This is a genomic window from Pseudoalteromonas sp. DL-6, assembly GCF_004328665.1.
Classification (GTDB): domain Bacteria; phylum Pseudomonadota; class Gammaproteobacteria; order Enterobacterales; family Alteromonadaceae; genus Pseudoalteromonas.
In genome coordinates this window covers 603851-628649 of sequence record NZ_CP019771.1, presented here as the reverse complement: position 1 = coordinate 628649, position 24799 = coordinate 603851, and the positions used below count along the sequence as shown (strand labels likewise).

The following is a 24799-nucleotide window of genomic DNA, read 5'->3' as shown; positions in this document are numbered from 1 at the left end:
TAGTGGCTTTGCGAATTTTATTAGTAGACGATGAACTCAATGTATTGAAGTCTTTAAAGCGAGTACTTGTTCGTTCTGGTTATGATGTAATAACAGCATCCACTGGTTTTGAAGCGCTTGAAATATTAGCGGCTAATCAAATTGAAATCATCATTACTGACTTTAGAATGCCAGAAATGAACGGCGCTGACTTATTACGGCAGGTTAAAAGTCGCTGGCCCGATTGCGTAAACTTAGTGCTAAGTGGATATGCTGATTTTAAGTCTGTGGTTGAGTTATTGAATCAGGGATTGGTATTTCGTTTTTTAGAAAAGCCATGGGTCGATAGTGAGCTACTTGAGAACATTAGCGAGGCGCAAGTAAAATATGAACAGCGCCGAGCTAAAAGAGTAAGAGATCAATTATTAATGGGCAGCATGTCTGGCCTAATAGAAATAGACAATAACGGTATTATTAATCGTTTTAACGCGCCTGCCGCTGAAATCATTCCAGATATTCATTTATATGAAAATAAACACCTCGCCCATTTAGATACAGCTCAAAATAAAGCGGTAAGCCAGGCTTTTATTGATAAGAAAAGCAGTACACTTTTTATTAATTACGCACACGCCTCTGATCTAGCTAAAAGCGAAGAAGTTATGATAGAGCGTTGTTTAAATGATGATTCTTATCAACTTTTAAAGTTATCAAGCAACTCAAATAGCATGAGTAACATTTTTCAACTCACCAGAACACAGTCGGTGGTAACCAACGAGTCTGACTTTTATAATCATTTAGCTTTATGTGAAGCGAATAAAGAATGTTATGCATTAGTTTATATAGGTATTGCGCAGTTTCAATTAATCAATGATCTGCTAGGGGAAGAAGATGGCAGCCACCTTGTAAAATTGGTTTTGGAAGTGCTAAAAGGTGTATCAGAAAAAGCGGTCAAAGTTCTTCATAAGAGCGCCGATCGGTTCGTATTATTTGTTCCTGAAATTAAATCTGATAGTGAAATTTTAACCGATTTAAATAAGGCGATGAATGATCTGAAAAAAGTACTCCCTAGTAAATACACCGATGCTCATGTGCAGCTTTATGGGGTGTATGGTTTGTTTCCTGAGGATAGCTTAGAGGGAAAAGAACTCGTTAATCAAATGCAGTTGACGATGAATTATCAAGTAGGTGATCAGCAGCGTATTTGTTCTCGCTTTGACCCTCAGCTGGTCGCAGATTATAAAAAGAATTTTGAGTTAAGCCGTTTATTATTAACAGCGGTAAATAAAGATGAGCTTTCATTACGCTTTCAACCAAAGATTGATACTAAAACAGGCCAAATATTTATTGCTGAGGCGTTAATTCGCTGGTATGAGCCGAGTAAACATGGCTGGGTAGCGCCAGCTCATTTTATCCCTATTGCTGAATGCGATGGTCAAATTATCTCAATAGGGCGCTGGGTTATTTCTCAAAGCTGTAAAACACTAAAATATTGGGGTGATAACAAAACAGGCGTGGGTGTATTAGCAATTAACTTGTCTGCTAGGCAATTAAAAGATGATCCCGATTGGATTGACTACATGCTCGAGTGTTTAAGCAGCAATAGTTTAGAGCCGGCACAGTTAGTTTTTGAGTTAACAGAAACTTATCTAATCGAAGATTTTACTACCTGCGAACAGCAATTAATAAGGCTAAGATCGTTAGGGTTTAAGCTATTGATTGATGACTTTGGTGTAGGTTACTCATCACTTGGCTACCTTTCAAAGCTGCCTGTAGATGGCGTTAAACTAGATAGAACCCTTATTACTGATATTGAATCGTCTTTAGCGATGCAAAGTATGGTTCGTAATATTACGCGTATGTCGCATGATCTAAATTTAAAAGTTGTTGCTGAGGGGGTAGAAACAGCCTATCAATGTGAATTAATTAAAAAGTTAGGGTGTGACTACATACAAGGCTATTACTACAGTGAGCCTTTAGAGCAGAATGATTTTTGTAATTATTTAAACCATTTTAATTCTCAAGGTGCGCAATGAGTTCGATAACGGTCGTCATACTAGACGATGATGCTTTTTTATTAAAAGTATTACAAAGGACTATTCATCGAGCCTATCCAGAGGTTGATATAATGACAACCTCTGATATTGATGAATTTTGGCAGCTGCTAAACACTAAGCAAGACTTAGATTTAGTATTAAGTGATTATTTAATGCCGCAAATGAATGGATTGGATGTTTTAGAGCAGTGCTCTTCACAAAACCCCTATCCAGTGAGGGCGTTACTTACCGGCGATATGACGCTTAGTACTATGATGCGACAACCTAATGTTGTTCATGCTTATCTTGCTAAGCCGTTTAATGAAGCAGATATAACCGCGCTTTTTGACAATGTAGCGGCGTTAAAGTCGTTACCTTTTGCTTTTAATGTGCGCAGGCAGTTAGGGGCTATGATTAGCTTTCCTGTTTACCCTCTTATTTTAAAAGAACTTAGAGACTTAATACAAAGCAATGAATTTGATTTGCACGATATAGCCAATGTTGTTTCCCAAGAGCCAATAATAACGGCTAAATTGTTACAACTTGCAAACTCCGCTTATCTTGGTTTTGTTAGGCCTACATCGTCAATAGATGAAGCTGTATCGAGGCTTGGAATTACCATATTAATGGCAATTACGACGTCTTTATTAGTTGCTAAAAATTTTGAATCGTCTATTCCTAGTGACGTACATGAAAAGCAATTAAATATAGCGGCGAATTACGCTAGCTGTGTTAAGCGCTTTGCTAAACAAGCTGGGTTTAGTCTACAACATCAAGAGCTACTTTTCTCGGTGGCGTTATTGAGTTTTGTTGGCAAGATTATTTTATTGTCTCAAGCTCAAAGCGATGCGCCAGATGAGCATGCCCAAACTATGGCCGATGGGTACGTAAGTGCCAATTTTATTTCGGCCTACGTTTTAAAGTTATGGGGATACGATACTAAAATATGTAACTTACTGATGAGTTGCCATGATTTAGCTGGTATTAATGATAATGATCTAATCACATTCAATCATATGTTATATGTAGTTAGGCAAGTTATTTTTGATAAACAAACCCCCATGCAATTACGTGCGTACTGTGAATCAACAGGCGTAGACCCTCTACTTTGTCATCTTATTAGTGAGTTTGATTGGCATAGTTACACCTCTTAAATAGGCCTGTATAAAATATTGTTTAAAAACGGACAGTACTACATAACGACCTATTTATAGTTTCTGCTGAGTACCCTTTCTTACCTTTTGCTATCTACTTTAGTCTAATAAAAACCGCATAAAACGTCATTTGGAGTGTGTTTTTTACCCAGTTCAGGGTAAAAAACATACAAAACTGTTGTTTTTACTAATTATAAACGAAACCTTAATGTTAACATTACATTAACTTTTGGGGTTGTGATATTAAATTGCTACTTTGGTTGTATTTTGAGCTTTTAAAGGTGTTATTTTCCTGTTTTTAAAGTTATTTGCATTCTTATGCTAATTTTATCAATTTTTTTGTTTCTTTTTGTTTGTGTATGTTGCTAGGATGTTGGCAAGGGGATAAAGGAATATACCCCACACACATTATAAGAATACACAAAACAGGGTCATCATTATGTCAACATATCGTTTAAACACATTGGCTGTAGCGGTTGCTTTTGCTTTCAGTGCGCCAAGTATGGTTAATGCACAAGAAGCGCCTGCTAAAGCTGAAAAAAATATCGAACAAATATCTGTTTTAGGATCGCGAGTTTCAAACCGAACTGCCACTGAGTCGTCATCACCTATTGATTTAATTGACGCAGATGATTTAAATAAAGGTGGCTTTACCGAGCTTGGCCAAAGCTTACAGGCAACGGCACCGTCATTTAACTTCTCGCGTACACAGGTTTCTGATGGTTCAGATTTATTTCGCCCTGCTACATTACGCGGCTTACAACCAGATCAAACTTTGGTTTTAGTAAACGGTAAACGCCGTCATAATCAATCTATTTTTGGTTTAACCAGTACTGTGGGCGGCGGCTCTGCGGGTACTGATATGAATGCGATCCCGCTTATTGCTTTAAAAGGGGTTGAAGTGTTGCGTGATGGTGCGGCGGCGCAGTATGGCTCAGATGCAATTGCAGGGGTTATCAACTTATCACTTAATAACTCAACAGATTTAACCACCGGGTACGTACAATATGGCGAAACGGCGATAGGTGATGGAGAAACAATTTCTGCGGGTTTAAATCGTGGTTTTGAATTAGGTAATGAAGGCGGTTTTATTAATTTATCGCTTGAGTACCGCGATGCAGATAAAACTAACCGCGCAGAGCGAGATACCGGTGGTTCACTTGATGTCGCACCAGGTACTTTATCGGACGAAGTACGTTGGGGACAAGGTAATGCAGAGAGTGAATTTACTTCGGTATTTTACAATATGGCGTTGCCAATGGGTGAGGGGGAGCTTTACTCATTTGGTGGTTACTCTGAGCGAACTGCACTAGGCAACGGCTTTTACCGTAATTTTAATGAAGCGTCTAAAAACGTAACGCAAGTTTACAGCGACGGTTTTTTACCGCAAATAGATAATGAAGCACAAGATATTTCGGTATCAGTTGGTTTTAAAGGTGAAATTAACCCTGATTGGACCTACGATGTTTCTGCAGTTTATGGTGAAAACCAATACGATTTTACCTCACGCAATACTTTAAATGCGTCATACGCGGCGGAGTATTTATTTAATAACCCGGATGCAAGCGATGCCGATATAGCCGCGAATGCTGGCCCAACAGAGGGATACTCGGGTGGTTTTAGGTTTGATCAAACAACCTTTAATGCAGATATAAACGGGATTGTTGATATTGGTCGTAGTGAGCCTGTTTATGTTTCAATTGGCGCTGAATACCGTAAAGAAAACTATGAAATTGTACCCGGTGAAGAAGCATCATACGCATGTGGAACAGCCAACACGGATACCTCATACCCATCGGTGAACGATCCGGGTCAATTTGCACAATGTGGTTTTCAAGCTTATAACGGCCTTCGCCCTGAAGCTTCAAACAAAAGCGATCGTGATAGTTACGCAGTATATGTGGATGCAGAAACCATGATTAACGATGCGTGGAATGTGAGTGGCGCACTTCGCTATGAAGATTTTTCGAATGCGGGTGACGACATCATAGGTAAAGTGGCAACACGTTACGAATTTAATGATGATTTTGCGGTACGTGGTGCGTTATCAACGGGTTTTAGAGCACCATCATTACAGCAAAGTGGTTACACTGCTTTTACCACTAACTTAGGGTCTGACGGCACGTTAAGTCAGTCGTTTACTGCGACAACAGGTTCAGCGTTCCCTGCTGCTTTAGGTGTTGATACTTTAAAGCTTGAAACATCAACTAACTACAGTGCCGGTTTTGTTTACGATGTGACCAGTGATTTATCGCTAACGGTGGACTTTTACCGAGTAGAAATTGAAGACCGTATTACATTAGGTAGCTTGTTGTCGGCGGATGATGTGGCGTTTAGTCCTGAGGCGGTTGCTGCTCTGCAAGCAACGGGTGCAGTGCAAGCGAATTACTTTTCAAACTCTGTAAACTCAACCACTCAAGGCGTGGACATTATTGCGTCATACCGCACCGATTTATATGATGGTAATTTTTCTGCTACGTTTGCGGGTAACTTAAACGAAACTAAAATTGATAGTGTGAATGCAGCTCCCGGCATTCCAAAAAGTGTAGCACTTGATGACATTCAAAGTAGCTTTTTAACCGACGGACAACCGGGTGAACGTGCAACGCTTACTTTTGATTATGAGCGTGATTCGTACAGCTCAATGATCCGCTTTAATTACTTTGGCGAAACCGATGTGAAGTATTTTGCTAACGATCATATTGAGCTAGCTACTGATGGCTCATTTAAAGCGACGAGTACGGTAGAATCAGCCGTATTAGTGGATTTAAATGTAAGTTATCAAATTAACGAGATGTTTGCGTTATCGGTTGGCGCAGACAACGTATTTGACGAAACACCGGATGAATTAGGTGATGATGAAGTATTAAATGCTATCTCTAATGGGGCATTTAAATACCCATTGCGTGCTGTACCCTATGGCTTTGATGGCCGTAGTTACTATGCAAAATTAAGTTTTAGTTTTTAATTTTATAAGCTAAATAGGCGCCGTTATAAACGGCGCTTTTTTTATGGCTAAAATATATTTAAAACAGCATTAAAAATGATTGCATGCTTGAAAATTAAGCCTACAATCGCCATCCATAACGAAGGCGCATTGCTCCTTCGAGTGATTCTTTTATTTTTAACGAATAGGAAATAATATGACTAAAAAATGCAAAGCAAAAGCGGTTAATAAATCCGCCGTAGACACCGGCCGCGGCGTGATTAAACACAACGCATTAGCAGCACTGGTAACCTCTAAAGTATTTAAACCGCAAGTGGTTAAAGCTAAAAAAGGCAAAGGCTCGTTTAAACGCAACAATAAACATGCAGGACAAGAGTCCTATTTAATCGCGGCTTAATTAGCACCGATCAAATAGGGCTTTTGAACTTACCGAAATAAGGCAGGCTTCGAGCTACGAGCTACGAGCTACGGGTTTCGAGTCACGAGCAGCGAACACAACCTAGCACCTTTAGCCTTCTCTTTCCGCGCAGCGTCTCATAACCTCTATGTGAAAATTTTACTAAAACCTATTTGACCACAGAGAAGCGAATGAGAAGAAAGTAAACAGGCAACAGGTTTCGAGTGACGAGTAGCGAGCTTGTGCAAACAACCTAGTATCTAGTCATACTATTCCTAAAACCTAAAACCTAAAACCTAAAACCTAAAACCTAAAACCCAGAACCTAAAACCCAGAACCTGCACTTTTAGCGCAGCGCCTCCCGCAGCTCGTAGCCCGCTATCAAAATATGAAGGACGCGGTAAGTTGTAACTTACCGCGCTTTTATATTATTTAACTAGCATCCATATACCGGCAGCTATCATAAATAGGTTTTCGGTTAATGAAATAAAGCCAAGGGGTACATTACTATCGCCGCCAACACAGGCACATTTTAGTGCTCGCTTGTCTATGTATACAGCTTTAATAACAGAGACTGCGCCAATACTACCTATAAATAAAGAGATAGGGGCAATTGAATAAGCGGGCAGCGCTGCAATCATACCTATACCCACAAAGGCTTCTAAAAATGGATATACATAAGCATAAGGGATCACTTTCATGGCGAGTAAGTCGTAAGTGATAAACGAGTTTGAGAAGCTGGTTAAATCTTGTAGCTTTTGAATGGCTAGTACGGCCATGGTTAATGCCACGAAAAGCTCAAGTGTATACATGCTTAGCCCTGCACCACTTAACGAAAAAGCGAAACTGAGCAACAAGGTAACCGCAAAAATCGCTATCACAGGGGTATAGGTTGTACCTTGCTGACCGGCAGGCGATTTATTAAAGAAACTTCTAAGCTCATCGTAGCCACCTATGCGCTTATCATCTATAAACGTTTGTGGTGTTGTTTCTAAGTCGTGTTGCTGTTTAAACGCATTGGTTTGCGCTCTTGAGGTGAGCAAGTGATCGTCTACTTCAAAGCCTTGACGTTCAAGCAAATCTTTAGATTTTAAACCAAATGGGCAAATATGTTCATCGGTTGCCATTCTATACAATTGGGCTGACTTGGCCATAATTTACTCCTGCATATTTATACCAATTTGCAATAATACTTAATTAAGTGAATCGGTATTAGAGAGTTGAACTGAGTTATGTAACCTTGAAAGATCAACCGACCCTAAGTGTAAAATTTACACTGAAAGCCGTCTAACTGTTAATAAACTCAGTAATACAGAAGGTATATTCAAAAAGTAGGCCGTTTTTTAATATAACCCTGCGCTGAAGTTTTTTTACAACGCACAGGGGAATATTAATGATACGGTGATCCTATTTACACGGTTAACTAGGGCGTGCGGTAGAGTCTCTGACGACGAGTTCAGGAGTGTATAGTTTTATAATATCGCGGTCATTGCCATTACGAATTTGAGCTATTAACAAGCTAGCCGCATCCTCGGCGATTTTATTATTTGGCTGATGAGCGGTGGTGAGTTTTGGCCAGGTTTGACGCGAGAATGGACTATCCTCAAACCCTGTTATAGAAAGCTCGCTGGGTATATCAATGTTCATTAATCTGGCTGCAAATAACGCACCGGCGGCTATTTCATCGTTACATGAGACGATAGCGGTTGGCCTATTAGTTTGGCTAATGAGTGTTTTAGCGCCCTCAACCCCCGACTCAAATGAATATTCGCCATCAATAATTAAACTTGGATCTATAGTAATGTCGTATTGGGCTAGCGCGGCTTTATAACCTTCCAAGCGTTCTTTGGTCGAGTTATGTTCGCTGCCCCCAGCTAAAAAGCCGATGCGCGTGTGGCCGTTATTAATTAGATGCTCAGTAATTGATTTAGAGGCGAGATTATCGTCAATCATAATACAGGGTGTTAATGAGTCAGGCGCGTCGTGCCCTGATAAAATACGCACAACTTTTAGGTCTAGTTGAGTTAGCTTTTCAACAAACTCAGGCATTTCAGAAAAGGGCGGGGTGAGTAAAATTCCCGCGATACGTGTGCGTTTAATCATATTCGTAATTTCATCAAAAATATGTGCTTCTTTAGCGTCACAAGGATGAATGAGTAGTTCAAACCCTTGCTTTTTGCACGCATCTAAAATACCGTTTTGCATATCGATGATATAGTACGCATTAGGGTTGTCGTATATGTAAGCTATGCTGTAGGCTTTTGTTCCTGCAAGACTTCTTGCAGCTAAGTTAGGCTGGAAGTTCAACTTTTCGACCGACGCCATGACTTTTTCACGGGTGTTGTCACGTACCGAGGTTTCGTTATTTATTACTCTAGATACCGTTTTTATTGATACCCCGGCATCTTTTGCCACGTCGTTTATTGTTGTTCTCATCGGCTTAATAGACCTTTACATATCATTTTGGGCACTAAATTATCTTTATCGGCAAACAACTACAGCAAATGCAGTTAACTGTACTCGGTTTTTATTATTTGACGGCTAAATTATAAAGACATCATTGAATATTAACAGTTAATTTATACGCCTTTCTTGTGAGAATGGTAGATAAAGTTTCAGGTAATGATTTGGTAATATTTAAATCTCATTTAAATACAATGATTTAAAATAAAACCATACGTATGCATGTAAATTATTTGTATCTTTTTTGCCCCCTTGTGTAGCTATAAAAGAAAAAAAAGGATACATTAACCGTTAAATGACAGCGTTGTCATAAGTTGAAGCGCAATGTTAATTATTATTTAAAACCTTCGTTAGTGCATTGTTTGGCTAAGGTAGCAATTGCTAGATATGAATAGTGATTGATTTAAAAGCATAAAATATTTTTTAGCTGATGGTACATCATAAACTAACCACACTAAGAATGAATGCATTGAAAAATCGACTTAATTTTTAGCATTTGAAATAGGTGTTTAAGTGACTAAGTTAATACAATAGAGGAAAGTAGCGAATGAAGATTAAATCATTACTGACAGCATGCTGCTTAGCACTGGGTTTAAGTGCGTGTCAGGGCAATGTTGATGAACAAAACACCGTATCGGTTCAGCTAAGCCCTGCAAACGACAGTGCGGTGGAGTTACTTGCCAACACATTACAAATAAAATATCAGCAAGTTGATAACCGCCCATCAGCTCAGTGCGATCCAAATATTGAAAACGGTCACTGTTTTAAAGCAAACTTACATTTAACTGCCAACTCGGCGATCAATGTTGACCAATGGAAAATTTACTTTAGTCAAATTACGCCAATACAAAAGTCGGTTAGCGATGAATTTACTATTAAACACGTTAATGGCGATATTCATGTTATTGAGCTTAAAGACGGGTTTACTGGCTTTAAAGCCGGTGAGACTAAAACGATTACTTTTTATGCGCATTTTTGGTCATTATCGCAAAGCGACGCTATTCCTAACTATATCGTGGTGAATAACAATGACACCGCTAAAGTGATTGAAAGTACAAGGCCTAAAATTGACCTGGAGACGGGCTTAGAGCTATTACCACATGTAGAGCCTTATACCGATTACACTCGTCAGTTTAAACGTACTGAGAGCGATAAAACTCAGTGGCTTACTGCTGAGCGCTTGTTTGAGCGTAATGAAAAGTATGACTTTTCAGCTTATTTAACCTCGCAAAATCAAGTAAGCAATGTGATTGCTCAACAAATTATACCTACCCCACGCGTTAGCGAGTTTAGTCAAACTCAAACGCTTGATATTAGCCAAGGGCTTAATATTAACTATGCAGAAGTTGATAAATCAAGTGTATTGGCTGCAATTGAGCGCTTGGCACTGTTAGGTATTAATGTAAGCGATGATGCAGCGGCAATTAAAGTCACACTTAATTCCACTGTTAAAAAAGATCAGCTTAATGGCAGTTATAAATTAGCGATTAAAGCCGATGAGGTTGTTATTGATGCCGCTGACGAAACGGGTGTTTTTTATGCTCTGCAAAGTTTAGCGAGTTTATACCAAGTTAACAGTGATATGTTACCTGTGGGAGAGGTTATTGATGCACCGCATTATCAGTTTAGAGGGGTGTTGGTTGATGTAGCACGGAACTTTCGTGACAAAGGCTTTATTTTAAAGTTACTTGATCAAATGGCAGCTTATAAACTTAACAAGCTACATTTACACTTAGGTGATGATGAAGGCTGGCGTTTAGAAATTCCATCACTTCCTGAGCTAACCGATGTAGGTGCAAAGCGCTGTTTTGATCAAAGTGAGCAGCAATGTTTAATGCCACAATTAGGCGCAGGGCTAGATACTTCAAGTGCAGCAAACGGTTACTATTCGGTAGCTGACTACCAAGAAATACTTAAAGCGGCGAGTGCGCGCCACATTCAAGTGATCCCATCGCTTGACATGCCAGGGCATTCTCGCGCTGCAATTAAAGCCATGCAAGCGCGTTATAATAAATACATAAAACAAGGCGATAAACAAAAAGCCGAACAGTTTTTACTGTATGACCCGCTTGATACAACGCTCTATTCGTCGGTACAACATTATAACGACAATACTATTAATGTGTGTTTAGACTCATCCTATGCGTTTATCCGTGAGGTAATGGAACAAGTAAAAAGTATTCATAGTGAGGCACAGCATCCGCTAACTCGTTATCACATAGGCGCAGATGAAACTGCAGGTGCATGGGTTGATTCACCTGCTTGTGCCGATTTTATTAAACAAAATAAGTTAGAAATTACTGAAGCAGGTCAGCTGGGCAGCTATTTTATTGAACGTATTGCCAATATGTTGGCTGATATGAATATTGAAACCGCAGCATGGAGCGATGGCTTATCGCATACTAACCCAGAAAATATGCCAGAGATTGTGCAAGGTAATGTTTGGGATTTATTAATGTGGAATGGCCATCAGCGTGCACATGAATTTGCTAATAGAAATTGGCAAGCAGTGCTTTCTTCGCCAGATGTATTGTATTTTGACTTCCCGTATGAGGCAGACCCACAAGAGCATGGTTATTACTGGGCTTCAAGGCATATAAATACTGAAAAGATATTTCAGTTTATGCCAGATAATTTGCCTATTCATGCTGAATTTTGGCTCGATCGAGAAGATAAGCCTTATGTAGCTGATGACACGTTAAAGCATGATGAGCAAGGGAAGGTTGTATCCGCGCCTTTAGCAAAAGATAAACGTTTTGTGGGTATTCAGGGTCAATTATGGAGCGAAAATACACGCACCAATAATATGGCTGAATATAAGCTGTTCCCACGGTTATTATCGCTGGCACAGCGTGCATGGCATAAAGCGGATTGGGCGGTACCGTATGATCATAATGGCTTTGTTTATAGCCAACAAACAAATCGCTTTAGCCCTGAATTAAAGCAGCAGCGCGATCAGCAATGGCAAACATTTGCTGCCACCATGGGGCTAAAGGAATTTGCCAAGTTAGAACGTGCGGATGTGCATTATCGTCTTGCAAATGCGGGGGCTAAAATTGATAACGGTATGTTGTTTGCCAATATTGCTTACCCTGGTTTAGTGATTGAATATAAACAAGGGTCTGAGCAATGGCAAACCTACACACAACCAGTCAAAGTAACACAAGATGTATGGGTTCGTTCTAAAACGCCTTATGCAAATCGTGTTAGCAGAAAGCTTAAAGTAACGCACCGATAAGGTGCGTTTTTCCTTAAATTATTGAAGACAAAAAGAAGTTATTTATTTGTAAATAAAAATAATGACAACGCTGTCATTTGTGCTAGTATAAGATTCATACAGTATGACAGTCCGGTTTTATTTTAGTGTTTTGCAAAACGGTCGAACAACTTAAGAGGCAAAAATGATCACCAACAATCTTAAAAACAATCAACTCTTTGTGGGGATCGATGGCGGCGGCACTAAATGTAAAGCAATTATCGTCAATAGCTGTAATGACATAGTCGGCACCGGCGTGTCAGGCCCAGGTAACCCGTTACATGGGTTTAATCAAGCAACTCATTCTATTGAGCAATCAGTGCGTTTAGCATTACAAGATGCAGGGCTTAAAGATACGCCTTTATCTGAGCTTATTGCAGGAGTAGGTCTGGCCGGAGTTAACTTACCAAGTTTGCATAATCAAATGATGCAGTGGCAACACCCATTTAAAACCATGCACTTAACTACTGATTTACTCATTGCTTGTATGGGCGCTCATCAGGGCGGCGATGGCGCAGTGATGATTGCTGGCACTGGTTCGTGTGGATTTTCATACGTTAATGGTCAATCGTTTATGATTGGCGGTCATGGCTTTCCACACGGTGATAAAGGCAGTGGTGCATGGATTGGTTTTACTGCTTGTCAGTATGTGTTACTTAGCCTAGATAAATTAATCCCAAGTGGTGCGCTTACTAACTTGTTAATGAATTATTTAGAAGTCAGCGATGCAATGCAACTTGTTGAAGTGATTGCCAATAAGCCTGCAGCCTTTTTTGCGCAACTTGCAGGATGTGTTTTTCAATCAGCACAGGCGAACGATGCCACAGCAATTGCCATTTTAAAAGAAGGTGGCGCTTATTTAAGCGACATTGCACGACAATTATTAGATAAAAACCCACCTAGGCTTTCGTTTATTGGTGGCTTATCAACCGTGATGACAACATGGTTAGACCCAGACATACAAGCTATTTTATCAGCCCCATTATCGTCACCAGAAATGGGGTCTGTACTTTACGCTAAACAACAGCACGTTAATTACAGCAGCCAGGAGTTATGATGTTTAACACACTAATGGAAAAAGAAGCGGCGCAAACGCCAAATGTTATTGAAAAGCAAATTATTGCCAACCAACCTTTAGTGGAAAAAATTGGTCATAAGCTTCGCGATATGGCCCCTAAGGTGGTTATGATGATTGGTCGCGGTTCATCAGATCATGCTGGTGTTTTTGGTAAATATTTAATTGAAATTGAAGCGGGTGTACCGGTCAGTTCTGCAGCGCCATCAGTGGCGAGTGTATATGGTAAAACATTAAAGCTTGAAGGCGCTGTTGTGATTGTAATTTCTCAATCAGGACGCAGCCCAGACATTCTTGCCCAGGCAAAAATGGCGAAAGAGGCGGGCGCTTATTGTATTGCACTGGTTAACGATGAAGCGTCACCTCTACAAGACATAGTCGATGATTTTGTTCCTCTTAAAGCCGGCGATGAAATTTCGGTGGCGGCAACAAAAAGCTATTTGGCAACGTTATCAGCCCTAGTACATATTGTTGCTAATTGGACTCAAAATGAGTCATTATTACAAGGGCTTGACGAGTTACCTAGCGCGCTTAATGCCATTATAGATTCACCAACTCAGCTACAACCTACTGAGTTTGCAAATATTAAGAATATGGTGGTATTGGCACGAGGTTTAGGGTTTTCTATCTCAAAAGAAATGGCACTTAAGCTTAAAGAGGTGTGTGCTATTCATGCTGAGTCATTTAGTAGTGCGGAGTTTTTACATGGTCCGGTGACCTTAGTTGAGCAAGGGTTAGTGATTTTAGATTGCTCGGTTGAAGATGAAACCAAAGAGTCACATCAGCAGCAAATTGCTGAGGTCAAAAAACGCGGTGCACAAGTGATTAGCCTTAACCAACAAGGTATTAAAGTACACCCGCGATTAGCGCCATTTTTAGTATTACAGCGTTTTTACCTTGATGTGGCAAAAGTGGCATTAAGCCGTGGTTTTAATCCTGATGAGCCAAAGGGGCTTAAAAAAGTAACAAGGACATTATAAATGTCAGTTAAACGAATTCATGTAGCCCAGTTTTTTGATGGCGAGCACTTTGTTAACGACAAAGTGCTAAGCGTTGATGCGGGTATTATTACGGCAATAGATGATAACGTACAGCAGGCAGACGAGCACCTAACGGGTTTAGTTGCACCTGGCTTTATTGACCTACAAGTTAATGGCGGTGGCGGTGAATTGTTTAACCGTACTAGCAGTGTTGCTGGGGTTAAAAAAATACTGCTAGCACATGCCAAATACGGTACAACTGCTATGCTGCCAACGTTAATTACTGACACCGTAGAAGTAATGCGCCAAGCAGCCGATGTAATTGCTAAGGCGATAGCCCAACAAACGCCAGGTATTATTGGTATTCACTTTGAAGGCCCGCATTTGTCAGTGGCAAAAAAGGGCGCTCACAGCGCTGATTTTATTCGTCCTATTTCTGAACAAGAATGGCAGGTGTTATCTCGCCAAGATTTAGGTAAAGTCGTGGTAACCTTAGCGCCTGAAAATGTATTACCAAGCGATATTACCAAAATGCGCGATTTAGGAATTCAGGTTTGCTTAGGCCATACCAACGCAAGCTTTGCACAGGCTCAACAAGGCGTTGATGCTGGGGCAACCGGATTTACGCATTTATACAATGCTATGTCGCCATTACAAGGGCGTGAGCCGGGTGTAGTGGGGTGTGCATTATTAAATGATAATACTTACTGTGGCTTAATTGTTGATGGCCATCATGTTGATTACGCAGCATGCCAACTGGCATTAAAAGCAAAACCAATGGGGCGCGTATTTTTAGTTACTGATGCGATGCCACCAGTGGGAACAGACGATACTCAATTTGCTTTTTTTGACCGAACTGTCAACTTAGATAATGGTAAGCTCACGTCTACAACCGGTGAGTTGGCCGGCTCTGCGCTTGATATGGCAACCGCAGTTAGAAACACTGTAACTCATTTAAAGCAGCCATTAGCGCAAGCGCTGAATATGGCCAGTTTATACCCTGCTCAGTATTTAAAGTTGCCTGCCACACACGGGCGATTAGTACTGGGTAGCCCAGCAGATTTTGTACAATTAAACACACAACAACAAGTCATTAGCACGTGGATTGGCGGCGCTCAGGTTTGTTAACAACATAATAAATATAAATAAAGGAAAATAACATGACAACCAATGTTATGGATACGTCCAAAAATAGTAGCGTGGTCCCAATGGCCATTGTTGCGGTATTATTTTTTATACTGGGCTTTGCTACTTGGCTTAATGGCTCGTTAATGCCGTACTTAAGTCAAATTTTACAGTTAACTCCATTTCAAGGGTCGTTAATTTTATTTTCCTTTTATATTGCGGTTACATTTACTGCGCTGCCCTCGGCAGTATTGATCAAGAAGGTTGGCTATAAAAACGGTATGGCATTGGGTATGGGCTGTATGATGTTAGCAGGCTTAATGTTTATTCCTGCTGCTATGTCACAGTTTTTTCCTTTATTTTTATTAGCCCAGTTAGTAATGGGCGCAGGGCAAACCTTATTACAAACCGCGGTTAACCCGTATGTGGTGCGCTTAGGGCCAGAAGAATCAGCGGCTGTACGTATTAGTATTATGGGTATTTTAAATAAAGGCGCAGGAGTTATCTCGCCGATGGTATTTACCGCCTTAATTTTAAGTAACTTTACCGGTACGGTAGGCACAGAGCTAAGCCAACAGCAAGTTGATGATATGGCAAATGGCCTTATTTTACCTTACTTAGGCATGGCGCTATTCATTGGTGTATTAGCTTTTGCAGTTAAAAAATCACCGCTGCCAGAACTTATCAATGATGAAGTTGAAGCAATAAACGATAAAAGTGAAATTCGTGAAACACTCTCTCATCCAAACTTAGTGTTAGGTGCTATTGCTATCTTTTTATATGTTGCCGTAGAGGTTATTGCTGGCGATACCATAGGTACTTTTGCACTATCGCTGGGTGTTGAAAACTATGGGGTAATGACCTCATACACTATGATGTTTATGGTGTTTGGTTATATTTTAGGTATTATGCTTATCCCTAAATTTATCTCTCAGCAAGCGGCCTTAACAGCATCGGCAGTATTGGGTATTGTGATCACCCTGTGTATTTTGTTTATTGATGCGCAATCGTTTGTTATTGCCAACGCCATACTGGTGCCTTTAGGTGGCGCAAATTTACCAGACGCTTTACTACTAATTGCCTTTTTAGGCTTAGCAAACGCCATTGTTTGGCCAGCGGTTTTCCCACTAGCGTTATCAGGGTTAGGTAAACTAACCAGTACAGGCTCAGCACTGTTAGTAATGGGTATTGCAGGCGGTGCATTTGGTCCGGTGTTATGGGGCTTACTGAGCGGCTTTACCTCGCTACAAACTGGCTATTCTGTATTGTTACCCTGTTACTTATTTATATTATTTTATGCCGTGAAAGGCCATAAAATGAAAAAGTAATAACATCCACCAGCTATCCCTAGCTCAGTGCACTTTGCAGTATAAAGTGCACTGATTATTAACTATTACATGTCAACTTAATCGCGTTATTTTGAGTTTTATCCTGCCAGCATTCGCCCCATAAAAACGATTTAAATCATTAGCAAATGGGCAAAATTCTCCCGATTTTTTAATGGTTACTTCAACGCCTTCGGCAATTTCAAATGCATGTTCATCGCTTTGACCAATTGTACCTATTAAACTAAACCACTGCGCCATAGCTAAACGCCTAAATGGCTCAAGTAATGCCATAGGGATCTCTTTTACACCGAGTTGCACGTTATCGCGATGCCAACCAGAAGGAGAGCACTTTACACCATCGTCATACCAATATTGATTAGGATAAGGTGTAAAGCGATAGGTCGCACCTTGGGAAAGCATTAAGCCGGTGGCGTTATAAGTTTCGCTGGCGTACACCATCACATCTTGGCTTTGATTAACACTCAGTAAGCTCATATTTTGGTTGGCGAGCATTATATGGCTACTGAGTCCCATAAAGTTCAGTGTGCTGTCGTCACTGTAAATCATTTTATAATGTAAGTTTTTTAACGATTCAGGGCGATAGCTAGTTAATTTATTAATTCGCTGCGCAACACTGTGATGTATTAATGGAGCGATGTGGCTTATTTCATCCTCAATTAATACACAGCACTGCCTATCAACAAGTTTAAAAAATGGGTTTAACCAAAAGTAATGTTGCTGATGACTCAGCGCCAGTGGATCGGGAATAACCGTCACATCGTCTTGGGCAACCAAGTTACTCTCAGGTAAAAGACTTTCGTAGTCTATGTCATGACTGGTTAATAACGAGACCGATAGCGGTTGAGCAATAAGCCATTCAAGTGCATAACGCAAACAAATATCAGCAAGCCCATCGCGATAGTAGCCACCTCCCACATCGGAATGAGCTCCTGCAAACCACAGCTCGGTAATGTTGGCTTGTTGGTTCATTAATGTGGGCTCAAAGGCGCGACGTTTTTCATCAAGCGCAACACAGTGCAATGCCTCAGTGACATTATTGGCAATGGTATGGTTTTCAAAAATAACATGTTCAGCACCACGGGTAGCCTTACTTACCTTTGACAAGCCAATTGAGGCGACGGTATCAAACACACACAAATACACTCGCTCATTTATTAATGGTTCTAGACATTTAGCAAAGCGCCGTGCTAACGCCGCGCCTCTACTAAAACCAGTAAGTAGTAGAGTATCGCCGCTTTGGTAGTGTTGTTTAAAATCATTAATAGCTTGAGTTAAAATGCTGGCTACGTCGTCAGAGCGTGGGGCAAGTGCTTGATTTAAAATTCGCTTTAAACGACTGCCCTTGGTGCCTATGCCTTGGTAATAAAAGCTTAATTGCTTGGAAAATGGGGTGGTGGGTGAATCATCAAGTTTACCGCCGAGCAATAAATGTAGTTTTAAAATATTAGAAATACTGGCGTCTTCTTTAAAGTGCTCAGTACTAAATTGGTCTGCGTCGCGGGGTTCACTGCCGGTACCATCAAAATTAAAAATAAGCGTTTTACCCGACATAGCCTGTTCCTTAAAATTTTTATGTACTTTATATAGCTAATATTAAAGATTAAAGACAGTGATAACTTAAATTACCACTGTCTTTAATCTTGGCTAGTGCAGCTTCATTTTAGGACGCACAACACGCAGCACCTTTTCGCTGATCCATAAAGCAAAGGTTTTGGCACTGCCGTGAATAGCGCGCTGATGCATTCTGTATAATGAAATATACATAAAGCGAGCAATTTTACCTTCAATAAAAAAACTACTACTGGTTAGGTTACCCATTAAGCTGCCCACCGTGCTGTAGCGCGATAAATTTACCAGTGAGCCATGGTCGTTATATTCAAACTTCTTAAGGGGTTGCTCACGCAGTGTAGCAATCAGGTTTTTTTCAACGCACTGCGCCATTTGATGCGCCGATTGTGCGCGTGGGGGCACTTGCGTCCCATCATCTTGGGTAAACGCGCAGCAATCACCAAGCACATATATTTGAGGGTCTAGGTTACTTTGTAAGTAATCATTCACTTTTATTTGATTGCTACGTGTTAGCTCAAATATGTCTAGCTCTTTAATGAAGTCAGGGGCTTTTACCCCTGCTGCCCACACCATAATATCCGCATTTATTTGCTCGTCACCGTTTGTGATAAAGCCATGCTCGGTTGCTTGTTTAACTTGGGTGTTTTCTCGTACGATAACCCCTAATCTTAATAACTCACGTTTGGCTGAGCTGGCAATTCGCTCAGATAGCGCAGGTAAAATGCGGGGGCCCGCTTCAATCAAGTGTATGTGTAAGCGCTTAGCCGACATATTGGTTAAACCGTATATTTTGAGTAAGTCAGAAACATGATACAGCTCAGCCGAGAGCTCAACACCTGTTGCCCCACCGCCAACAATAGCAATGTTTAATGAATGCAATGGGTCGTCGTCTTGATGAAGGCGAGTAAAGTTATCTAGTAAGGCGTGTTGAAAGCGTTCGGCTTGTTGGTTTGAATCGAGGTAAAAGCAATGCTCTTTAATGCCAGGGGTATTAAAGTCATTACTGACACTGCCTATAGCAATAACAAGGTGGTCATAGTGAACAGTTCGTTTTGGTAAAATTTGATGCCCTAATTCATCATTTAGGGAACTTAAGGTGATGGTTTTATTATTGTTATCGAGGTTACAAAAGGTGCCAAGCTGGAAGTTGTAGTGGTGCTTGGCTGCATGGGCTGAGTATACAACGCCATCTAAATCTGCATCAATAGAGCCGGTTGCAACCTCATGTAATAACGGTTTCCAAATATGAGTGCGGTTTTTATCAATAAGTAATATATTTGCGTGTTGCTTCTTTCCTAATTTGTGCCCTAATTGAGTTGCTAGCTCCAGCCCACCAGCGCCACCGCCTATGATGACGATTTTTGGTATGGTTTTGTCCATGACTATGCCCTTAAAAATAATATACCGAAGCAATTTCTGTACGTTGATTTTTAAAATGACTTGGGTATCAAAAAAATTATTTTGGCAATGCATCACTTAGGTAATATTGTGCGCCTAAATAACACGCATGTCAGCAAAAAATCACGTCATTTGCTGTATACTTATATGCAAATATTTCATCTAATGCGCATTTACAGCATTTATGGGCACCGACATAAAAAGGACGCTTTTATGAGTACCTCGCTAGTTCAGTCTCTTGAGCAACATTTTGGTTTTAATCAGTTTAGAGCAGGGCAACAACAAACCATAGAGCAACTGCTAAATGGTCAATCATCACTGGCGATATTTCCTACAGGGTCGGGTAAATCCTTGTGCTATCAACTCACCGCGTTACATTTACCGCATTTAACTTTAGTGGTATCGCCATTATTAGCGCTTATGAAAGATCAAATAAGCTTTTTAAACAGTAAAGGCATCTATGCTGCAAGCCTCGATTCAAGCCAAGATCAAATGCAAAGCAGTACCGTAATAAACGATGTGCGCAGTGGTAAAGTTAAAGTGTTAATGGTATCGGTTGAGCGCTTTAAAAACGAACGCTTTAGAGAGTTTATTAGCCAAGTAGCGCTTTCTATGTTGGTGGTAGACGAAGCGCATTGTATATCTGAGTGGGGTCATAATTTTAGACCCGACTATTTAAAACTACCGCGTTACCGTGAAGAGCTAAATATTCCGTTAGTGTTACTATTAACCGCCACAGCCACTAAAAAAGTAAAACGCGATATGGCAGAACGCTTTGCTATTGAGCCACAATGTATTGTGCAAACGGGGTTTTATCGCGCTAATTTAGATTTAAGTGTGCTGAGTGTTAAAACTGCCGATAAAAACACTGAGCTTACTAAAATTGTCCGTGCGCAAACCGGCCCCGGTATTGTGTATGTCACGCTGCAGCAAAGTGCTGAGCAAGTGGCCAATATGTTAAGCGCACAGGGTCTGCAGGCGGTGGCGTATCATGCAGGGCTTGAAGATACCTTACGCGGGCAAATTCAAGATGATTTTATGGCGGGTAAAATAAATGTGGTGGTCGCCACTATTGCCTTTGGCATGGGGGTTGATAAATCAGACATACGCTTTGTGATTCACTACGATTTACCTAAATCAATTGAAAACTACAGCCAAGAAATTGGTCGTGCAGGGCGTGACGGCAACCCATCAAATTGTTATACCCTGGCTAATTTAGATGGCTTAAATACAGTAGAAAACTTTATTTACGGCGATACCCCAGAGCTCAGCGGTATTGAATATGTTATTAACGATATTCGCCAAGCTCAACAGCAATGGGAAATGCAAGAATATAGCCTTTCAAGCGAGAGTAATATTCGCCAGCTTGCCCTTAAAACCTTGCTGGTACAATTGGAAATGCAAGGCGCAATAACCCCGCAGTATGCGTATTACGCTGATTTTAAGTATAAATTTTTAGTTGATAAAAATGAGTTACTTAGCCAGTTTGATCAGCAGCGCCAAGCCTTTTTAACACAAATATTTAGCCATACCGACTTTAAAAAAATATGGGGTACACTCAACTTTGATAGCTTGACCCAAGCCGAGCAAGTTGACCGTAAACGTGTGGTAGCCGCACTTGATTACCTAGCGGAAAAAAACCATATCACCCTTGAAACCAAACGTATTACTCAAGTGTACAAAGTGCATAGCGAGGTGATTAATAACCCTGAGCTTGCCCAGCAGTTACACGATTATTTTACCGATAAAGAGCAAGCTGAAATAAAACGGATTGCTGCTTTGGTGCGTTTTTTTGAGCTGCAATCTTGCTTAAGCTATAACCTGGCCCGTTACTTTGATGATGCGAATGCGCCACAGCAATGTGGGCATTGTAGTGTGTGCCGTGGACATGCGGTCAAGCTTGAATACTCAATCACCCCTGCAAAGATTGATACAGCGCTTATTTATCAAAAAGTGGATGAGTTTTTGGCGCATATGGCAACGAAAGGCGTGCACAATGTAGGCATTGAAACCCAATGTCGGTTTTTAGCGGGAATGAGTGTGCCGCTATTTGCGCGTAATAAGGTACGCCAACTAAGTGGTTTTGCACTGTGTGAGCAACAGCGCTACAGCGAAATTAAAGCGATATTACTGGCACGATAAATTATATTAATTTTAATGCAATTGCTATTAGTTCCTGTATTCTGGTGGCTTATTCTAAACTGTAAGCCATTATGCCGCACAACGTTATCCCTGTAAGAAATATAACCCCGACTAACGAACCCATCACATGCACTAATTGCCAAGCGTGTTGTTGCCAATTAGAGGTGCGTATTATTACCGATACCGGTGTCCCTTTTCAGTATATTGATTACGACAAATGGGGCGGTGAAGTCATGAAACGTGGCGACGATGGCTGGTGCCAAGCTCTCGATAGAAACACGTTAATGTGTACTATTTACGAAAATCGCCCATTAACGTGTCGAGAATTCGAAATGGCATCGGGTGAGTGTATTACTGAGCGAGAGTTGGCGGGTATTTAAAATGCGATTTTGTAAAGGTTAACCATAAACGAAAGGGTCTTATGACCCTTTCTTCATTAGTGTTTAACCAGTTAATCGTATTTAGCTTCAAGCTCGTTAGCAGTATGAAACTTCTCGTGGCTTTGCAATTGCTCATCATATTTAACAAGGTTTTTAAAGTGTGCAAGCTGGCCAGCATTTTTAACTATTTCAACAATAAACGACATCATAAAATCGGCACCAGTTAGGGTGTCGCCTACTAAATAGCGCTTACCTTCAAGGCGGTTGTTAAAATAGCTAATTACTTTAGCGGTTTCAGCATCGGCATAGCCCTCTAAAAACTGCGTTTTAGCACCGTCTTTTTGCACAAACATTTTCAGCAATAATGGTAAAATTGCAGAGCTTTCTGCAAAGTGAAGCCATTGTTGATAGTCTAAAAATTCTGCAGTACCTGTGGTTGGTGCAAATTTACCTTTGCCATATTTAGTGATCAAATAATCTGTGATAGCGCCAGACTCGGCAATCACTAAGCCGTCATCTTCGATAACCGGTGATTTACCCAGCGGATGAACATTTTTAAGCTCATCAGGGGCTAAAAAAGTTTCAGTATTGCGCTGGTAGGCAACAATTTCGTAATCAACCTCAAGCTCTTCGAGTAACCAAATAATACGTTTAGAGCGAGATTTATTTAAGTGGTGTAGTTTAATCATTATCTTCCTTATTGGGCTGTGCTGAATTTACAACACAGCATGAATGTTATTATAGTGGGCTGTTAATTTTTACTACGGTTTTACCAAAGTTTTTACCACTGATCATATCGTTAAATGCGCTGATGGTTTTTTCGAACCCATCGACAAGATGTTCGCGGTATTGAATTTTTCCGTCTTGTAGCCACGTTTGCATGTCTTGTGCAAATTTGTCATAACGATCGCCATAGTCATCAAAAATTATAAAGCCCTGCATTTTAATACGCTTAGTTAACAATTGTCCCATTAGCATACCTAATCTATCTGGGCCTTCAGGCAGGCTGGTGGCATTATATTGCGATACTAACCCGCACACAGGTACGCGTGCTGAGGTATTCAGCAAAGGTAATACGGCATCAAATACTTTTCCGCCCACATTTTCATAATAAACATCAATGCCTTGCTCACATGCCTTTTCTAATTGTTCGGCAAAGTCATCTGCTTTATGGTCAATACAGGCATCAAAGCCAAGATTTTTAACAGCATGCGTACATTTTTCGCTGCCTCCGGCAACCCCTACTACTTTACAGCCTTTAATTTTCGCTATTTGACCAACCGTGGCCCCCACAGGCCCTGTTGCTGCTGCAACGACCACAGTTTCACCTGCTTTAGGTGCGCCAATATCTAACAATCCCATGTAGGCAGTAAAACCAGGCATACCCATAATACCGAGTGCATAAGATGGATTTTTAGGCTCTTTGCCTAATGACATTAAGCCCTCGCCGTTTGAGATAGCGTAAGTTTGCCAGCCTGTATATGCTAATACCCATTCGCCTTCGCTAAAGGTATCGTTTTTAGATGATTCTACTTGGCAAACCGTTGCACCGACCATTACATCACCAATTTCTACCGGGTCGGCATATGACTTAGCATCGCTCATGCGGCCACGCATATAGGGGTCTAGTGACAAATAAATAGTACGCAGCAATACTTCACCATCTTTTAATGATGGTAACTCTACGTTTTTAAGTTCAAAGTTTTCATTGGTAGGAGCGCCATGTGGGCGTGATGCTAAAGTAAATTGACGACTGGTTGTGGACATAAAAATCTCCATGATAGAGTGATAAAACGACCTATATACCGAATGTTTAAGCTTTAAAACTATACATTGCTCAACAATAATGCGCGGATAGGTAGAAAAGATTTGTACCTTGATACACGAGCTTTGGGCGAGAGGTGGTTAATTCAACCGTCGAAAGAATTTAATTAGAACAATTACTCTGTTTTAGCACACTAAATACATTGCTATCAAAGTAGTGACCATTTTTATAAATTGCTTTCTTTAAAATAGCTTCGTTATTAAAGCCATTTTTAAGCAACGCGCTCATTGAGCCAACATTACCAGCAAATACAGCCGCATGAATACGGTTTAAGTTAGTGCTTTCAAACACTTCTTTAGTAATCAACTCTATGGCTTGGGTAATAATACCTTGCCCCCAATATTGCTGACTAAGCCAATAACCTATTTCGCCACTGCGGCTATACTCAAACTCACCAGGGATAACACCAATACAACCAACACATAGGCCATCAACTTCAATAGCTTTAATGATGCCACATTTTGCTCCTTCGTTTACCCACCAGTTTGCATCTGCTTGAGTATAAGGAAATGGAATTTTAGAGGACAAATAGCGAGCTACTTGTTGATCGTTCAAAATGGTGACTATTTGGCAGGTATCGTGTTGTTTAAATGCTCGTAAAGTGATCATGCTACAAATGAGTTTGTTATTATCAGCCAATAACTTAGCAAGCTTTAAACGCTTAAACAATGAAAAACAATTCATTAAAATTAAAGTGTATACAGGTATAACTTTGCTTAAAACTCTT

General features: G+C 40.5%; 18 protein-coding genes. 11 read left to right on the top strand and 7 right to left on the bottom strand.

The window, feature by feature from the left end; translation table 11 throughout:
* Nucleotides 1-2: 2 nt before the first annotated feature.
* The 4 genes from B1F84_RS17760 (at nucleotide 3) to arfA (ending at nucleotide 6510) form a co-directional block, all read left to right on the top strand.
* Complete coding sequence (locus B1F84_RS17760) at nucleotides 3-2012, top strand: EAL domain-containing protein (RefSeq protein WP_131692281.1); 2010 nt, start codon at nucleotides 3-5, stop codon at nucleotides 2010-2012.
* Complete coding sequence (locus B1F84_RS17755; protein WP_131692280.1) at nucleotides 2009-3166, top strand: HDOD domain-containing protein; 1158 nt, start codon at nucleotides 2009-2011, stop codon at nucleotides 3164-3166. The genes B1F84_RS17760 and B1F84_RS17755 overlap by 4 nt, the downstream gene beginning before the upstream one ends.
* 439 nt (nucleotides 3167-3605) lie before the next feature.
* A complete protein-coding gene (locus B1F84_RS17750) occupies nucleotides 3606-6134 on the top strand; it encodes a TonB-dependent receptor (RefSeq protein ID WP_131692279.1) in 2529 nt (842 codons plus the stop codon).
* A 175-nt stretch (nucleotides 6135-6309) separates the two neighbouring features.
* A complete protein-coding gene (gene arfA / locus B1F84_RS17745) occupies nucleotides 6310-6510 on the top strand; it encodes an alternative ribosome rescue factor ArfA (RefSeq protein ID WP_008464937.1) in 201 nt (66 codons plus the stop codon).
* A 428-nt stretch (nucleotides 6511-6938) separates the two neighbouring features.
* Here arfA and B1F84_RS17740 read toward each other — a convergent pair whose 3' ends face one another.
* Nucleotides 6939-7664, bottom strand: a complete 726-nt coding sequence (locus tag B1F84_RS17740; RefSeq protein ID WP_131692278.1) for a glutaredoxin — start codon at nucleotides 7662-7664, stop codon at nucleotides 6939-6941.
* A 265-nt stretch (nucleotides 7665-7929) separates the two neighbouring features.
* A complete protein-coding gene (locus B1F84_RS17735; protein WP_131692277.1) occupies nucleotides 7930-8946 on the bottom strand; it encodes a LacI family DNA-binding transcriptional regulator in 1017 nt (338 codons plus the stop codon).
* A 574-nt stretch (nucleotides 8947-9520) separates the two neighbouring features.
* On the opposite strand from B1F84_RS17735, the gene B1F84_RS17730 reads away from it, so the two are divergent.
* From B1F84_RS17730 to B1F84_RS17710, 5 genes are all read left to right on the top strand, one after another.
* The gene (locus tag B1F84_RS17730; RefSeq protein WP_131692276.1) at nucleotides 9521-12211 is read left to right on the top strand and encodes a family 20 glycosylhydrolase; all 2691 of its coding nucleotides are present in this window, start codon (nucleotides 9521-9523) and stop codon (nucleotides 12209-12211) included.
* Nucleotides 12212-12374: 163 nt separating this feature from the next.
* Nucleotides 12375-13286 (top strand): BadF/BadG/BcrA/BcrD ATPase family protein, encoded by a 912-nt coding sequence (locus B1F84_RS17725; RefSeq protein ID WP_131692275.1) that lies wholly within the window; start codon nucleotides 12375-12377, stop codon nucleotides 13284-13286.
* A complete protein-coding gene (locus B1F84_RS17720; protein ID WP_008114364.1) occupies nucleotides 13286-14284 on the top strand; it encodes an SIS domain-containing protein in 999 nt (332 codons plus the stop codon). The genes B1F84_RS17725 and B1F84_RS17720 overlap by 1 nt, the downstream gene beginning before the upstream one ends.
* Nucleotides 14285-15412, top strand: a complete 1128-nt coding sequence (gene nagA, locus B1F84_RS17715; RefSeq protein WP_131692274.1) for an N-acetylglucosamine-6-phosphate deacetylase — start codon at nucleotides 14285-14287, stop codon at nucleotides 15410-15412.
* Nucleotides 15413-15444: 32 nt separating this feature from the next.
* Nucleotides 15445-16737 carry a sugar MFS transporter gene (locus B1F84_RS17710; RefSeq protein WP_131692273.1) on the top strand — a complete coding sequence of 431 codons (1293 nt, stop codon included), beginning with the start codon at nucleotides 15445-15447 and terminating at the stop codon, nucleotides 16735-16737.
* Nucleotides 16738-16809: 72 nt separating this feature from the next.
* On the opposite strand, the gene B1F84_RS17705 is transcribed toward B1F84_RS17710, so the two are convergent.
* A complete protein-coding gene (locus B1F84_RS17705; protein ID WP_131692272.1) occupies nucleotides 16810-18309 on the bottom strand; it encodes a DUF2235 domain-containing protein in 1500 nt (499 codons plus the stop codon).
* A gap of 93 nt (nucleotides 18310-18402) precedes the next feature.
* Entirely contained in the window at nucleotides 18403-19707 is a 1305-nt protein-coding gene (locus B1F84_RS17700; RefSeq protein ID WP_131692271.1) for an NAD(P)/FAD-dependent oxidoreductase, read from the bottom strand.
* Nucleotides 19708-19938: 231 nt separating this feature from the next.
* Here B1F84_RS17700 and B1F84_RS17695 point away from each other — a divergent pair, with 231 nt between their 5' ends.
* Together B1F84_RS17695 and B1F84_RS17690 are read left to right on the top strand one after the other, a co-directional pair.
* A complete protein-coding gene (locus B1F84_RS17695; RefSeq protein WP_131692270.1) occupies nucleotides 19939-21867 on the top strand; it encodes a RecQ family ATP-dependent DNA helicase in 1929 nt (642 codons plus the stop codon).
* 71 nt (nucleotides 21868-21938) lie between these two features.
* On the top strand, nucleotides 21939-22247 hold the full coding sequence (locus tag B1F84_RS17690; protein ID WP_131692269.1) for a YkgJ family cysteine cluster protein: 309 nt from the start codon (nucleotides 21939-21941) through the stop codon (nucleotides 22245-22247).
* 71 nt (nucleotides 22248-22318) lie between these two features.
* Here the strand turns inward: B1F84_RS17690 and B1F84_RS17685 are convergent, their stop codons facing one another.
* The 3 genes from B1F84_RS17685 to B1F84_RS17675 form a co-directional block, all read right to left on the bottom strand.
* Nucleotides 22319-22936: a glutathione S-transferase gene (locus B1F84_RS17685; RefSeq protein WP_131692268.1), complete on the bottom strand. Its 618-nt coding sequence runs from the start codon at nucleotides 22934-22936 to the stop codon at nucleotides 22319-22321.
* A 49-nt stretch (nucleotides 22937-22985) separates the two neighbouring features.
* Nucleotides 22986-24014, bottom strand: a complete 1029-nt coding sequence (locus B1F84_RS17680; protein ID WP_131692267.1) for an NADP-dependent oxidoreductase — start codon at nucleotides 24012-24014, stop codon at nucleotides 22986-22988.
* Nucleotides 24015-24174: 160 nt separating this feature from the next.
* Nucleotides 24175-24681 (bottom strand): GNAT family protein, encoded by a 507-nt coding sequence (locus B1F84_RS17675; protein WP_131692320.1) that lies wholly within the window; start codon nucleotides 24679-24681, stop codon nucleotides 24175-24177.
* Between the last annotated feature and the right edge of the window lie 118 nt (nucleotides 24682-24799).